This is a genomic window from Bacillus cereus group sp. Bce041, from assembly GCF_052646455.1.
The window spans coordinates 90,670-105,729 of sequence record NZ_JBQXON010000005.1; the positions used below are offsets into that span (position 1 = coordinate 90,670).

Consider the following 15,060-nt stretch of genomic DNA (forward strand, 5'->3'; position numbering starts at 1 on the left):
TTTTTTATGGAATGGAAACTAGATAGTGACAGTAAAATCCCTATTTATCAGCAAGTTGTTGACTTTATTGAAAAACGTATTACATATGGAGAACTTCCTCCAGGAAGCTTCCTCCCTTCAGAACGGAAATTAGCTACGCAGTTAAATGTAAACAGAAGTACAGTAACGACTGCTTATAATGAACTACGTGCTATGGGAATTGTAGAGAGTACGACTGGTAAAGGAACACGCGTGAGTACACATATGTGGGGTGTTTCTCCAACATTAACGCCGAACTGGAGAAATTTCGTAGAAGGTGGTACTTTTTTACCAAACTTACCACTACTTCGCCATATTCGGGCAGAAGTACAACAAAATGAAAATATTATTGATTTTGCAAACGGAGAGCTCGGTTGTAATCTTTATCCCCACGATCAACTACAAGCGATTTTACGTGAACAACCGTTAACGCATTCATTAAGTTACGATCATCCGCAAGGCTATCTCCCGCTAAGACAAGCGGTCGTAAAATATATGAAGGAATATTTAAAAGTTGAGGCGACTGAACAATCCATTATGATTACATCCGGCGCCCAGCAAGCACTTCACCTTATCGTACAATGCTTATTAAATCCCGGTGATGCAGTCGCTTTTGAAAGTCCTTCACACTGTTATTCCCTGCCTCTATTCCAATCAGCAGGTATTCGTATTTTCCCGTTACCTGTCGATGAACATGGGATTAACCCAGATGATGTACAGGAGTTATATAGAAAACACCGTATTAAAATGATCTTTTTAAATCCAAATTTCCAAAACCCTACGGGAACAATGCTTCATCCAAACCGTAGAAAAAAACTATTATCACTTTGCGCAGATTTACGAATTGCAATCGTTGAAGATGATCCATCTAGTTTGCTGACGCTAGAAAAGAAACAACCTTGTCCTACTTTAAAATCAATAGATGAAAATGGGACAGTCATTTATGTACATTCCTTATCTAAAATGATTGCACCAGGTTTACGAGTCGGCTGGCTTGTCGCCCCGCAGTCTGTAGTAGAAAGGTTATCCGACGCAAGACACCAAATGGAATTAGGTATGAGTATTTTCCCGCAGTGGCTTATGCAGCAATTTTTCGAAACTGTGCCATTTCAGTCGCATATCGTACCGTTACGAAAACAACTAGCAGAAAAAAGAGACGTTATCGTCCACGCTCTAAACGAGCAACTTCACGATAAAATCTCTTTTTCAAACCCGACCGGTGGAATATACATATGGGGAAAATTAAAAGAACCGATAAACGAAAAACAACTTATTATGCAAAGTTTAAAACAAGAAATTGCTTTTATGCCAGGTAGTATTTTCGGCGCAAAAGATGGTTATATACGTTTATCTTATGGAAAAGTGAATATTAATCAAATTGAGGAAGGTATTTCTCGTTTGCGGGAGGCTATTTTGGTTTGTGAAAAATAACGTGAGATAAAGCTTTCTCGTTTGACAAAAGAAAAATCTACCATTATTATCAACACGAACCTAGTTATAGGAGTGATAAAAATGAAAATTTACGTTGATGCAGATGCTTGTCCTGTAAAAGATGTAATTATTTTTGAAGCTACGAATGCAGAAATCCCTGTAACCCTCGTTACTAGCTTTTCTCATTATTCTAATGCTCAGCAACCAAAAGGTGTGGAAACAATATATGTTGATTCCGGAGCAGATGCTGCTGATTACCGAATTATGCAGTTAGCAAAAAAAGAAGATTTAATCGTAACACAAGATTACGGTCTTGCTTCGCTCGCTTTAGCAAAAGGCTGTATCGTACTACACCATAAAGGCTATAAGTATACGAATGATAACATTGAACAATTGTTACAAACACGATATTTAAGTGCAATGGTTCGAAAAAGTGGTAAACGTACAAAGGGACCGAAACCATTTACAGCAGAAGATAAAGAGAAATTTAGAGCGCTCTTTAAAAGTATGATCGCACTTTAAAAATGAATCGTCTATTTGCTAGGAAAACTTCGCAAAACAAAGAAAAGAATATCGTAATGAACATTCTCTTCTTGAGGTTTACCCGTTTAAAATGAAGGTAAATTATCTAAGTTATTTTCTTTTATTCCATCCGGTTCACTACGTATAATATCTCTGCCATACTTATGAAATACGTCCACATGAGCTAACTTCCCTGATTTCGCTTCATTAAGAGCAGTCATATAATCTAACTCTCTCCCGCTACTTGTTTTAAAAGCAATCAAATCACCTTCATCATTTTTACGAACAGCAACAATTTGTTCTGCTCCTGAAGTAACTTCCTGAGCTATTTCAAATTTAGCTTGCTCTTCTCCTTGATGTAAATAATCATTATACACTTTTTCAAAATCTTTTTTGTTCATTAAACTCACCTCCAACACATTTTATTATTATGGTTGGGAGGTGTTGGTTTTATGTAATTTGCTCTTAGAAAAACGTATTTTTAATACCTACGCAAACCCTTCAAAGTCTCCAATATATCATCTGTAAAGGCTGTGCTACCCTCTGTCTCTAAAACTCTAAAATATAAACTTCTTAAGAAAGCTCTAATATTTTGTACTAAAATATCATATTGAGGATGCGGGATGTCTTCAACAATTGCTATACTATGTAACCAGTTGCCCCACTCTTCTTCAGTTAAAAGATTTTGGTTACGTAACGACATAATTGGTGCTACTAATCTCTCATCCTCAAAGTGAATGTATACGTAGTCATGTAAGCGAACCTTCTGACGAACGGCAGCTAGTATTGCATATGAGAACTCACGATTTTGGATTGTACGTGCTAAAGCATCGAGTGCATCTGCTGCATGTGCAGTAGAGTGTGCCCATCCTTTTCCTTCTACGTAACCTCTTACATCTTCTTCTAAATATACATATTCCAGCACTTGTTCTGCCACACTGTACAGTTGTTCTTCGGATAACAACGGTTCTCTTTCATGAACAGATAAAATAAGTGGTGGAATTAATACAGAGAATGCACGTTTAAAGACAGAATCTGTTCCCTTTTCACCAATTTTATAAAATAAATAATCAGGACTAATTGCTTGTAGCATTAACCCTCGTAATTCTTTTTGTCTAAACACATCATTTGTAATCCATGTATGAAGCGTACTATAAATTAAATCATCACGTAATTCAGCATCTGGTGATCCGATATAATCCAGCATCCACTGCGCATATGGATATGCATCTACGTCTTCTGGTACAGCATAATTATTATTTTTAATTTGTAGTAGTTCTTCTTTTAGTTCTAGTACTTCATTCATTATATTTCTTGTCCCCTTTTTGCGTTTTTTATTGTCTTATCCCCTTTTATTTGCTTCATAAAATTAATTTAATTATAACAATAAACAAAAGGCTATACATATATTTCTGATTATGTATTACTCTCTTTCATGGAATATAACTTCTGGATTTCCTAAATCACTATTCTGAAATATAACATCCGCACACTCTTTCGGATTATGCTCATCTATATACATCTTACAGGCCGCATGATATCTGTTCAAAAACATCTTCTCTGCTTCTTCATAACTTCCAAAAGCTTCTGTCTCCCGCTTAGCACCACGTTTTCTCGCAATCTCAAAATCTGTATCTACAAAGATTTTGTAATCAAATAAATGTGCAACGTCTTTTTTCAATAGAAACGTTCCATCTACTATGAATATCATATTTTGTGTGGCCAATAGCGGCTCATTATGTACAGGCATATCCGTTATTAAGTTATGAGAAATCATTTCATATTGTAAATTCCTGTTAGGTCCTAAAGGTATTAATAATCTTTCTTTGAAAGCTGTATAATCGTGTGCATCTTCATAATACCCTCTTGCAGATTCTTTTCCTTTTGCATAGCGAATCACTCTTGGATTATGAAAATCATCAATGCTGGCGCGTGTTACTGTTAATCCACGTTTTTTTATTTCTTCCGCTAGTTCGTTTGCAAATGTTGTTTTTCCTGATGCTGTAATACCACTTACTCCAACTCTTGTTGGATAGGTTAAGTTTAGCTGTACAATATGATCTGCAATTTCTTTGATTCGTTGTTTTCGGTTCATGATATCTCCCTTTATAATTAGTTTACATAACATAATTATAAGTAACAATTCATGTCACTATTTGTCGGTAAATGGATATCCTTTGTCGAATCGTTGATATATCGAAAAAATCGTTGATATATTTTAAGTTATGATAGATATATTTGAAAAATCGTTGATATATTATTAGCTTACTTCCCCTTAAACCCTCGATATAAAGCAGTCCGTAATTCTTGTTTGTATTCTTCAATTTCTGGCATTTCGAGTTCTTCTGCTAGTCTGATAGCTAATTCAATATCATACGGTACTCGTACGAGTTGAATAGAAAAGCTTGCTGCTTCTTTTTCTTTGTAAGTTCCTTCAAATATTAAATAGGAAGCTTGTGTGATTTCAAGTGGGTTTCCTACGCTACCGGCGTTACATAATGTTTTCCCTCTGAAATTTTGAATGAACGCTTGGTGAACGTCACCGTAACAAACGACATCTGGTTTTCTTTCCCCTTCTATATTTTCCGTCAGATCACTATTTTCGAACATACTAATACGTTCTTCTCTTGAAGCGTGTGGTTGAATTCTTTCATACAAACTTCTCGGTGAAGCGTGAAACATACGAATGAGTTTGCCGCTCATAAAAAACTCGATTGAAAATGGTAAGCTTCTTAAATAGTCATTTTGTTCTTCCGATAATTGTTTTTGATGCCATTTTAATGCTTCAAATTCAGTTGGCTTTGTAATAAAATCATCCCAGTTTCCCATTACGACTACTTCACATTCTTTACGAATGATTTCAATTGCTTCACTGGAATGAGGTCCTTTTCCTACTAAATCTCCAAGACAAATAATGCGCTCGATTCCTCTTAATTTAATATCATTCAACACGGATTCTAATGCTTGAATATTACCGTGAATATCTGAAATTACTGCTATTTTATCCATATAGATTACTCCTTTATTTATTAAATTCGCTTGATTGATACCATTTTGGAATATAAGATGAAAAATGATTATGATCTTCTAAAATTCCATTTAATCTCTCCTTCATATCATCTACTAAATATGGTGTGCTTCGGTTTGTCCATACGATATCAGCCGGGAATATCATCGCTGCATATAATGAGTACAGTTTCCAAAAATGTAGATCAGGTTCTCCTCCGCAATAACCGTGAACTTGTCCAACCGCAAATGGTTTGCTTATTCTTGTAGTAAAAATCGCTACATTATAAAAATCGTGTATTGGATCGCCAAAATCATATCCACCAAAATCGATAACGATGAACTCCTTATTATGAATCAAACTATTTGCTGGATGGAAGTCATCATGTAAAAATCTTATTGGACGATTTTTCAATAAATCTTTATGATTTTCTACAAAGTTTAATACTGGCTTCAAATCCAGAAAATTCACCTCGTAATCTGTTAGTGCCTCTATGTATCTTTCGTATTTATTCCATCTAGATGTTTCCCATTTATTACTTGCACTTTCTCTTTCAATTGAGTGAATCCTCTTTAATACTTCCCCTGCTTTTCTTCCTGCATTATACTGTTCTTCCACCGATAACTTCGTTAAACCTTCTTCACCATTTATACCTTGGGTCCATTCAAATACTTGAACACATTTATTTAATTTCTCAAGTATTATGAAATGAATTAACTTGGGTGTTGGAATATGTAATGACTCTAATTGTTTCATATACGTATATTCTTCTTGTTTACGTTCAAAATGAACAGTATCACATACTTTTACAAAATAAGTTTCTTGATTCTTTAATTCAATTTTATACTTCTCTTCATGTGAAAAACCTTTTGAAATAGCTGTACACTTTGCAATACAAGGCCATTCTAGTATTCTCTCTATCTCTCTAAGCATTTCTTCCAAAGCATTCACCTCTATCAATATATGTACAAACTACCTAGCACTTCATGCTCTCGTTTATTTCCACCTTTAAACTCTACTGCAAATGGATATTCGCCATGATTCTTTATGTATTCTTGCACTAGGCCTTCTCCAACCGGTTCACAAAACTGTACTTGAATATCTCCAAACGATACACTTTGACAATCAGCATTCCATTTTTCATTTTTTACGACCGAACTTACAGTTAGCCCCATTACTTCTTCCCATTTCCGCACTGTTTCTCGAACGTTTTTCACTGCGTAATGAATCGTATCCAGTTGTTGTACTTTGTTTTTATGTTCAGTGATTGTTCCTATTTTCCGTAAATCATTTCTTCTTTCTTCGTCCGTTTCATTCCACTGTATAAAGAATGGTAATTTCGGTCCGCTCTCTTCTTGCTTAACGAATAACATTTTCCATTCTAAAAGTCGGCCATCTTTTCTCATGCGTTTCCCTTCAAATGGCCCTATCGTATGTAAGCCGTACTTATTAAAGTTAACTACTAGCTCCTCAATTGCATCTGTTCGGATTGCGATTTGTAGCATTCCTTCTCCATTTTGTAGTTTCACCACTGTTTCTTGTACTAATGGATTTTCTGCTTCTTTCGCTTTTTCTTCATGTTGAACTGCTAAAAATTCTATATATGATAAATCAAAATAACTTAAACTATTCCAAGTACCCCAAGTAATATGCTCTCCGCCTAGTGCAGTATGAAATCCCAGTTCCTGCATTTTTTTTGCCGCTTCCTCCGGTGTACTATGAACTGCGTGAACGAGATGATCAAATCGTAACATGTCTTTCTCCCCTTTCTCTCCATCCTTTTATTGTATATTTTATTTTTCTTTCATTCAATTCAAAAAACTCAAAAACCCAGTTGATTTATATGATTAATATGTATTATAATGAAACAAATTTCAATATTGCTGATTGGAAAAACCAAAGGCACTTTTCTCACACGGGAAAAGTGCCTTTTTCATTTATTATTACAGGGGGATTTTTTATGCAGAAATTAATTGTCTTTGCTATTATCGGATTTTTCGCTCAATTGATCGATGGAGCACTTGGAATGGCGTATGGGGTAACGTCTTCCTCTTTATTATTAATGTTTGGTATTGCACCAGCTGTTGCATCTGCATCAGTTCATTTAGCTGAAGTCGTCACAACTGCAGCTTCCGGCGCATCTCATATCAAATTTGGAAACGTTGATAAATATACAGTTTCCAGGCTTACATTACCTGGGGCAATCGGTGCATTTGTTGGGGCATGTTTTTTAAGTAATTTGCCTGGAGATGTAATTAAACCGTACATTTCCGTGTTTTTATTTACTTTAGGGGTTTATATTTTATTACGATTCATCATTCAAAAACAAATTGTCGCTTCAAATAAGCGTATGTCTGCAAAACAACTTGTGCCGCTTGGTTTATTCGCTGGATTCGTTGATTCAACTGGTGGCGGTGGTTGGGGGCCGATTACGACACCCATTCTTCTAGCAAGAGGAAATGAAGCTAGAAAAGTTATTGGATCTGTAGATACGAGTGAATTTCCTGTTTCACTCGCTGCAACAATCGGATTTTTCATTTCACTTGGCTGGGAACAAGTAAGCTGGGTTTGGGTATTTGCGTTAATGCTTGGCGGTATTGTCGCTGCACCAATTGCTGCATGGTTAGTTCGCATCGTTCCAGCACATTTACTTGGCGTATTAGTTGGCGGTCTTATTATCTTCACAAATATTCGTACACTGCTTACTACACTTAAAGTGGATCCAACTATTATTTCACTTTCTTACGTTGCAGTTGGTCTTGTCGTTATTATTTCTATTTTCATTGCTGTTCGAAATCATTCCAATCGGCCTAACGCATCAACGGCTGAGTATCCGAATGATCAGAAGCAAATGCTACCATAACTATAAAAATACCGCCCAATTTAGAGCGGTATTTTTTATTTTTTTATTTTTCTATTTTCCAATTAATCATCGTTTCTGTAGCATTTACTCTCTTCATATGTAACTTTTCTAAAACACGCATCGAACTATAATTATCTAGGAGTGTCTCTGCAATTATTGTTTCTACCTCTCCTGTTTTGAAAGCCCAATCGATTAGTCCTCTTACAGCTTCTGTTGCATAGCCCTGATTCCAATATTTCTCAATAAATCCATAACCGATTTCTACTGTTTGATTCTCATTTGGTTTCCCCTTAAACCCAATATCACCTAAAACGATATCATCTTCTTTCCGAAGAACATACCACGCCCCCCATGATAATAAAGCCGCATCTTGTTTTATATTCTCTACATGCCCCACAATATGCGGACCGCTATTATATCCTTGCTCGTTAGCGACTTGAATCCTCTCTTCTGTGCACGGCACTAGATAGAGCCTTTCTGTTTCTAATTTCATTTTGATTTCCCCTTTTTGCTTAAACGTTACTTTAATTATAACAAATAATATGACCTTATCATGAATGTCGAATTATATTTTTCTGAATTTTCTTTTAATTTAAAGGATTTTTCAATATTTTTTGCGAAACATTTGTATAACAATTTTTTCTTTGCTTATTGCTACATAATAGTTGGTTCGGGTGGAGTTTTGCAAGCGTTTCCTATACAATAACCGATATTTTTTGATTTTTTCCTACAAAATATCTTGCAATATATTCAGAAAGTCATTACAATTGCCATATATTAAAAATCTTAGCAATATAAATCCTCATCAATCCGATGAGGTAGAGGTTGCGACTTTTAATAGTAAAACGGACGAGACACAGAGAATGTCAGCTGACTCCGTTTGAAAGGAAAAGTTGCCGAAGTTTATATTTCTTCTCTGGAAATATGAGCTGGGGCTGTCTCCGAAAGGAACAGAACTGTCACGTTTACAAAATTACCGTGTAAATGTGGGGTGCTATCTTAACGGAAGGGTATGATGGGGTGGTTATTTGTGAAACGTTCCGCCAAATTCCTTTGGCGGTTTTTTGTATTTTTCTCCCCCGCTCCTTCCTAACCTACAAGAAAAGGAGTGTTGAACATGAATAGCGCAACAAATCAATCTACCTCTAAAACGCAAACTACACAAGGAAAAGGTGAATTAAGACGCGGTCTAAAATCAAGGCACCTTACGATGATTTCTCTCGGTGGTACAATTGGTACCGGACTATTTCTTGCCAGCGGTGGTGTCATCCATACAGCTGGACCTGGTGGCGCATTAATTGCATACGCCGCAATTGGAATTATGGTTTATTTTTTAATGACAAGCTTAGCTGAACTTGCAGCTTACATGCCTGTTACTGGATCTTTTAGCACGTATGCAACAAAATTTGTTGATCCATCACTTGGCTTTGCACTTGGATGGAACTATTGGTATAACTGGGCAATTACGATTGCTGCTGAACTAGCTGCTGTAACATTAATTATGAAATTTTGGTTCCCAGATACCCCTTCTCTTATTTGGAGCGGATTATGTTTAGCTATTATTTTCCTTTTAAACTACTTATCTGTTAAAGGGTTTGGTGAATCTGAATATTGGTTCGCACTTATTAAAGTAGTTACGATTATTATCTTTTTAATTGTTGGTTTCATGATGATTTTTGGAATTATGGGCGGCGAAACGGTTGGATTTAAAAACTTCACTGTTGCAGATGCACCATTTAACGGCGGTATCATGGCAATTATCGGTGTGTTTATGGCAGCTGGTTTCTCCTTCCAAGGTACTGAACTATTAGGAGTAGCTGCTGGTGAAACGTCTGATCCAGAACGTAATATTCCGAAAGCAATTCGTTCAATCTTTTGGCGTATTCTTTTATTCTATATCCTTGCGATTCTCGTTATCGGTTTATTAATTCCTTATACAACTGAAAGCCTTGCAGCAAGTGATGTTACAGTAAGTCCGTTTACACTTATTTTTGAAAAAGCGGGCGTTGCCTTTGCTGCTTCTGTTATGAACGCTGTTATTTTAACTGCTGTACTATCTGCTGGTAACTCTGGTATGTATGCATCAACTCGTATGCTTTGGGATTTAGCTCGCCAAGGAAAAGCACCAAAGTTTCTTGGTAAATTAGATAGCCGCGGTGTACCTGTTAACGCGTTAATTGTAACGTCAATTGTTGGTAGTATTGCTTTCATTGCTTCTTTATTCGGTGACGGTGTTGTATACATTTGGTTATTAAACGCATCTGGAATGTCTGGTTTTATCGCATGGGTCGGAATTGCAATTAGTCATTACCGTTTCCGTAAAGCATATATCGCACAAGGAAAAGATTTAAATGACTTACCATATAGAGCAAAATGGTTCCCATTTGGTCCAATCTTCGCATTTACACTTTGTATCATCGTAATTTTAGGACAAAACTACGGCGCATTTATGGGTGAATCAATCGATTGGAATGGCGTACTCGTTTCTTACATCGGTTTACCACTCTTCTTAGTACTATGGTTAGGATATAAATTTACGAAAAAAACAAAAGTGATTCCACTTGATAAATGTGAACTAAAATAAAGTGAAACGAGCAAACAAATTTGTTTGCTCGTTTTTTTGTTGCAAACCTCTTTGCTTCCCTATTGCTCCTGTTTTTGCAATAATAAAGGAAATATAAATAAAGGTTGGGATACTATGAACATTCGTATTACTGATGAAGCAAAAGCAGCTATACATAGATTAGAACGTGAAGACAAAAAGATCATTCGCATTAGAGGGACAATGACAAACTCTTGTAGTATTTTCGTTGATGTCGATTTAATTTTGGATACATATAACGCAGATGATGTTGTATATGAAGATGCAGAGCTTATCGTACAAATGGATTCATTCACGAAAGACTACACTGGTGATACAGTGAAGCTTGATTATAAGACGACTGGTTTTAGTATTACGACTCCGAGTGAGACGTTAGTTTATGGATTGTCGATTAAAAAATAAAAATTGCTTTTAACTGGCCACCGAGGTGAAAAAATGGGTAAATATGTTCCGTTAAAATTTTTATTTAATGAAGAATTAGCAGAAAAAATAGCTGATTCTATTTGTAAACACGATCCTTGTTTCTCTAAAAGCATCTTTGTAGATTCTGTAGCTTGTAAAGTTGAAAATTTAGAGTTAAAACAGCGTATTGAAGTAATTGCAAATGAATTACACAATGCTTTACAAAAAGATTTTAATGCCGCAATACATATATTACTGAAAACATTAGGACCAGAAAATACAACAGAAGTAGGCACATTTACAAATGGATATATGTACATGCCTGTTGCAAAATACGTTGAAAAATATGGACTTAACGATTTTAAAATCTCGTTTAATGCAATGTATGAAATAACGAAAAGGAATACTGCTGAATATGCCATTCGGCCCTTTCTTGAAACATACCATGAAGATACACTAAACATATTACAACAGTGGATTCATGACGAAAACAGCCACATTAGGAGATTAGTTTCTGAAGGTACAAGACCAAGGCTTCCTTGGGCTAAAAAAATAGGAGCTCTAAAAGGTGATTTTCAGTACAATTTACAACTTCTTGAACCATTAATAAATGACCCTTCTAAATATGTTCAAAAATCTGTAGCCAATCATATTAACGATATTACGAAAGAAGATAAAGAACTCGTTTTTCAGTGGTTACAGCAATTACGTGATAAACAGCATCCTATTAATCCTTGGATTATAAAACATGGGTTAAGAACGGTAATAAAAAGTGGTACTTTACCAAAAGATTTTTCTTTTTAATTATTTTAAACAAAACCGCTTATGCTTCAAAAATGAAGCATAAGCGGTTTTCCTTTTGAATACAGAAATAACAAACGTAAAAAGCACTTTAAATTTCTTCTTTATATCATTATTTTACTAGCTCTTCTATGTTATTACTTTCCTTAATTTTTTCGGATGATAGCCAGAGTGAATAACTTGTTCCATCCTTGTTCCTTAAAAATATGTTAAATTCCTTATTATATAGTTCTTCTTTAAGAATAGTGACTACCTTTCTCAAATCCTCTATTACATATGGATCATTTCTATATTTTATCTCACTGTCATTGAAAACTAATGTCAATTCATACTCTAGACAATTGCCGTCTTTCGGGTGTGGACAAGTAATATCCTCAATTACAAAACGATCATTTTGAATTTCATTTAACCTTACGCCTACTTTTGTTTCAGTTTGAATCAAATATGTCCAATAACCGCTTACTGTGTTTTTCATTGTTAAAAGAAGTTCTTCTTTCGTTATAGCTTTTTGCACATTTTGAAAAGGGAAACCTATAGATTTACCATTATGATCTTCAATTTCAATTTTTGTTATCTTTCTATTACTCTTCTGAATGAATTGGATTAGAGCATATAAACGATCTAATTCTTTTGATTCAAATTGACTGTAATCAATCTTGTCACTCGTTTTTAAAGTTAATAATAACGTATCCGTTGGTTTCTCCTCTATATCATCATCCACTATATATTGAAAAACATTTTTATTTTCAGGTTCCACGTAACCTAATTTTTTAATTTCTTCTAGCATTGGTTTAAATTTCTTATATTCCTCATATGTTTTTTTTCCGTATTGATATTCATCACCTTTTATTCTTGAGTATACTAAGCCATCAACCTCTACTCTAAATTGAATATTTTTATTGTTTTTCGCTTGAACAGTATGGTATGTATGCCCCATATTCCCTTCGTGTATAGCACCCCAATCTGTTACAATCACATCAATTCCGTGCTTTTTTTTCACATATTTTTTCACCTGATCTTCATCTTCATAATTACAACCACTTAAACATAAGAAACATAACAATAGTAACATTACATTTTTTATTCTTTTCATATAGCACCTTGCCCTCTTTTCACATAAACAAAATATTCCATATATAAAGAATACTAAATCGCTGAATGTTTTCAAAGAATTAAAATATTTTTACACTCAGTTTATATATTTTTTTCTTTTATTAATGGCTCTATTAAATTTTAATATTGATAATCGAATATAATAAAAGGAAACCTAAATTTAAGGTTTCCCCTTTTTACCAACAATTTAAATTTTAATAAATATTTTTTATCCAAGTAATAATTCGTAGTACCTGAACCGACTCAAACCAAGTAATGAAAAACAGGACAACAAAGAAAGAGATAAGTGATATGAATTTTAAGCTTCCATCTTCACGTCTAGCGATCGCTATAATACTCAGAACCACTCCAATTAAAAAAGTAATATACCCTAATAGGATAATAGGCTCAGAATAGCTATCTATTATCCTATTTAATCCAAATAATAATAGTCCAAAAGTCATCAAGGTTATTGAAAATACACTAAATTTTTTCATAATTCAACCTCCAATATAATTTTACTATTTTATGGAGAGAATAGTTTTTTATGCGTATGAATGAACAATTACACTATAAAAATAGATAACTCAATTTATTTTTTCATTAAACAACTGCCTTCTTCTATTCCTTCAAAGGATTTCCACTCAATTATCCCGAATATATAAATAACCATTCTCACAAGGAGCGAATTTATATGAATCTATTCGAACACGAAACGTAAAACCGCTTCTCTTTCATAAGAGGTCCTCCCTTTTTCTTTTCTCATCATATCATTTACTTACAAAATAGGAGGATACAATTATGAACCGTGATCCATTATTTTTAACTTTATTAGAAAGTGCTAATACAAATTTTAGCGGTTGGGATTTTCCTTTTATTTCAGAAACCGGTCGAATGAAGAGTGAGCCTTTATCGTGGTCATATGGCAGTACAGCTTTCCAGCTTATGCAGCATGCAGAATCAATGCTCGATATGGGGACTGGCGGCGGAGAGTTTTTATCTATGTTACAACCGTTCCCGTCAACTATTTATGCTACTGAGGGCTACGCTCCAAACGTGCCAATTGCTCGAAACAAATTAGAGCCTTTAGGAATTACTGTTTTAGAAGTAACTGATGATACTGCATTACCATTTCAAGATGGGCAGTTTGATTTAATTATAAATCAACATGAATCGTATGCTGCTTCTGAGGTAAACAGAATCCTTTCTCCAAGTGGCGTTTTTCTTACACAACAAGTTGGCGGTCTTGATTGCGCGGAACTTAATCAGCAGTTTGGCTCAACACTAAATAGTGAATTTGCAAGTTGGTCACTTGAAGCAGCATGTAGTGAGTTAGAGGAAAATGGATTTACTATTTTAGAAGCAAAGGAAGAATTCCCTTTCCAACGCTTTTATGATATTGGCGCTATCGTCTACTATTTAAAAGCGATTCCGTGGCAAATTCCTGATTTTACTGTCGAAAGGTATTATGAGGAGTTATATCGTATACATGAAATTATCTTACAAAAAAGATATTTTGATGTGAAGCAACATCGATTTATGATTAAGGCGATTCACAGCTAACAAAAAGGAGGCGGCAAAGCCACCTCCTTTTTGCTCCGTTTACGTATGTTCTCTACGCTTTCACCATAAGAAAAGTTATATCATACATATTACAATTCTGACCAATGAATTGTATTTCTGAAACATATAATAACTTCGCATATATAATGAGAACAAAAACGTGATTTTTCACAATCCTCTTCTATTGAGAAATGAGTTGTTTTTCATATCGCTTGTTCGCATCATCTTCTGTCAAAAATGCAGTTGTGTAATTAATAATATTCCGGTTATCGTACGTGAATATATGTTTTAACTTATTTTCTTCTGTTAATACTGTCGGTAAGTATTTTGGTAAATTGCTAACTACACCTCTATTATCACCATCTAATATCCAATCAATTTCTTTCCATTCTAATAATCCTTCAGCCGTACGAAATGGTGTATTCATCTGCATGCCATCTGGCAGATCAGCAACGAACACATACATTCCTTCACTAGCCTGGGGCTCATCTTTACCTTTAAAACCAACAGTCCCTTTATACGTTACACTTGAAAGTTCTATACCCGTTTCCTCAAATGTTTCTCTAATTATTCCTTCGTATGGCGTTTCATTCTCTTCTATTTTTCCTCCAACACCATTCCACATCCCCATATTCGGCTTTTTATTTCTATTTAATAGCAATATTTTATCACTTTTTCTAATAAAGCAAATTGTGTATTTGTACATACGATTATTTCCTTTCATTTTCCACATGAGTTATTTGGCTTATTTTCAAGTAA

At 34.7% G+C, this 15,060-nt stretch carries 17 protein-coding genes and 1 riboswitch; of the genes, 7 read left to right on the forward strand and 10 right to left on the reverse strand.

Going from position 1 to position 15,060, the window contains the following annotated elements; translation table 11 throughout:
• The first annotated feature begins 6 nt into the window (after positions 1-6).
• Positions 7-1,449 (forward strand): MocR-like pyridoxine biosynthesis transcription factor PdxR, encoded by a 1,443-nt coding sequence (pdxR, locus tag ACUN13_RS17345; RefSeq protein WP_000454914.1) that lies wholly within the window; start codon positions 7-9, stop codon positions 1,447-1,449.
• 81 nt (positions 1,450-1,530) lie between these two features.
• A complete protein-coding gene (locus tag ACUN13_RS17350) occupies positions 1,531-1,971 on the forward strand; it encodes a YaiI/YqxD family protein (protein WP_000708768.1) in 441 nt (146 codons plus the stop codon).
• An 86-nt stretch (positions 1,972-2,057) separates the two neighbouring features.
• Here ACUN13_RS17350 and ACUN13_RS17355 read toward each other — a convergent pair whose 3' ends face one another.
• The 6 genes from ACUN13_RS17355 to ACUN13_RS17380 all read right to left on the reverse strand — a co-directional run bounded on the left by ACUN13_RS17355 (position 2,058) and on the right by ACUN13_RS17380 (position 6,732).
• The gene (locus tag ACUN13_RS17355; protein WP_063536731.1) at positions 2,058-2,372 is read right to left on the reverse strand and encodes a DUF3892 domain-containing protein; all 315 of its coding nucleotides are present in this window, start codon (positions 2,370-2,372) and stop codon (positions 2,058-2,060) included.
• An 80-nt stretch (positions 2,373-2,452) separates the two neighbouring features.
• Complete coding sequence (locus ACUN13_RS17360) at positions 2,453-3,277, reverse strand: DUF2785 domain-containing protein (RefSeq protein ID WP_063536732.1); 825 nt, start codon at positions 3,275-3,277, stop codon at positions 2,453-2,455.
• A 117-nt stretch (positions 3,278-3,394) separates the two neighbouring features.
• Positions 3,395-4,066 (reverse strand): hypothetical protein, encoded by a 672-nt coding sequence (locus ACUN13_RS17365; RefSeq protein ID WP_257115443.1) that lies wholly within the window; start codon positions 4,064-4,066, stop codon positions 3,395-3,397.
• Positions 4,067-4,236: 170 nt separating this feature from the next.
• The gene (locus ACUN13_RS17370) at positions 4,237-4,980 is read right to left on the reverse strand and encodes a metallophosphoesterase family protein (protein WP_000357654.1); all 744 of its coding nucleotides are present in this window, start codon (positions 4,978-4,980) and stop codon (positions 4,237-4,239) included.
• Positions 4,981-4,993: 13 nt separating this feature from the next.
• On the reverse strand, positions 4,994-5,920 hold the full coding sequence (locus tag ACUN13_RS17375; protein ID WP_257115444.1) for an aminoglycoside phosphotransferase family protein: 927 nt from the start codon (positions 5,918-5,920) through the stop codon (positions 4,994-4,996).
• A 14-nt stretch (positions 5,921-5,934) separates the two neighbouring features.
• On the reverse strand, positions 5,935-6,732 hold the full coding sequence (locus ACUN13_RS17380; protein WP_000943361.1) for a VOC family protein: 798 nt from the start codon (positions 6,730-6,732) through the stop codon (positions 5,935-5,937).
• A 98-nt stretch (positions 6,733-6,830) separates the two neighbouring features.
• On the opposite strand from ACUN13_RS17380, the gene ACUN13_RS17385 reads away from it, so the two are divergent.
• A complete protein-coding gene (locus ACUN13_RS17385) occupies positions 6,831-7,841 on the forward strand; it encodes a sulfite exporter TauE/SafE family protein (protein WP_257116088.1) in 1,011 nt (336 codons plus the stop codon).
• A gap of 43 nt (positions 7,842-7,884) precedes the next feature.
• On the opposite strand, the gene ACUN13_RS17390 is transcribed toward ACUN13_RS17385, so the two are convergent.
• On the reverse strand, positions 7,885-8,334 hold the full coding sequence (locus ACUN13_RS17390) for a GNAT family N-acetyltransferase (RefSeq protein WP_063536735.1): 450 nt from the start codon (positions 8,332-8,334) through the stop codon (positions 7,885-7,887).
• A gap of 318 nt (positions 8,335-8,652) precedes the next feature.
• Positions 8,653-8,846: riboswitch (Lysine riboswitch) on the forward strand.
• 112 nt (positions 8,847-8,958) lie between these two features.
• On the opposite strand from ACUN13_RS17390, the gene ACUN13_RS17395 reads away from it, so the two are divergent.
• From ACUN13_RS17395 to ACUN13_RS17405, 3 genes are all read left to right on the forward strand, one after another.
• A complete protein-coding gene (locus tag ACUN13_RS17395) occupies positions 8,959-10,425 on the forward strand; it encodes an amino acid permease (RefSeq protein ID WP_001083381.1) in 1,467 nt (488 codons plus the stop codon).
• A 114-nt stretch (positions 10,426-10,539) separates the two neighbouring features.
• Positions 10,540-10,845 carry an iron-sulfur cluster biosynthesis family protein gene (locus tag ACUN13_RS17400; protein WP_063536736.1) on the forward strand — a complete coding sequence of 102 codons (306 nt, stop codon included), beginning with the start codon at positions 10,540-10,542 and terminating at the stop codon, positions 10,843-10,845.
• 33 nt (positions 10,846-10,878) lie between these two features.
• Positions 10,879-11,649 (forward strand): DNA alkylation repair protein, encoded by a 771-nt coding sequence (locus ACUN13_RS17405; protein WP_445423889.1) that lies wholly within the window; start codon positions 10,879-10,881, stop codon positions 11,647-11,649.
• 109 nt (positions 11,650-11,758) lie between these two features.
• Here the strand turns inward: ACUN13_RS17405 and ACUN13_RS17410 are convergent, their stop codons facing one another.
• Both ACUN13_RS17410 and ACUN13_RS17415 read right to left on the reverse strand, forming a co-directional pair.
• A complete protein-coding gene (locus ACUN13_RS17410) occupies positions 11,759-12,739 on the reverse strand; it encodes a hypothetical protein (protein WP_257115446.1) in 981 nt (326 codons plus the stop codon).
• A gap of 214 nt (positions 12,740-12,953) precedes the next feature.
• Positions 12,954-13,235, reverse strand: a complete 282-nt coding sequence (locus ACUN13_RS17415) for a hypothetical protein (RefSeq protein WP_078421501.1) — start codon at positions 13,233-13,235, stop codon at positions 12,954-12,956.
• A 304-nt stretch (positions 13,236-13,539) separates the two neighbouring features.
• Here ACUN13_RS17415 and ACUN13_RS17420 point away from each other — a divergent pair, with 304 nt between their 5' ends.
• Positions 13,540-14,301, forward strand: a complete 762-nt coding sequence (locus ACUN13_RS17420; protein WP_257115447.1) for a class I SAM-dependent methyltransferase — start codon at positions 13,540-13,542, stop codon at positions 14,299-14,301.
• 181 nt (positions 14,302-14,482) lie between these two features.
• On the opposite strand, the gene ACUN13_RS17425 is transcribed toward ACUN13_RS17420, so the two are convergent.
• A complete protein-coding gene (locus ACUN13_RS17425; RefSeq protein ID WP_075677270.1) occupies positions 14,483-15,007 on the reverse strand; it encodes an NUDIX hydrolase in 525 nt (174 codons plus the stop codon).
• Between the last annotated feature and the right edge of the window lie 53 nt (positions 15,008-15,060).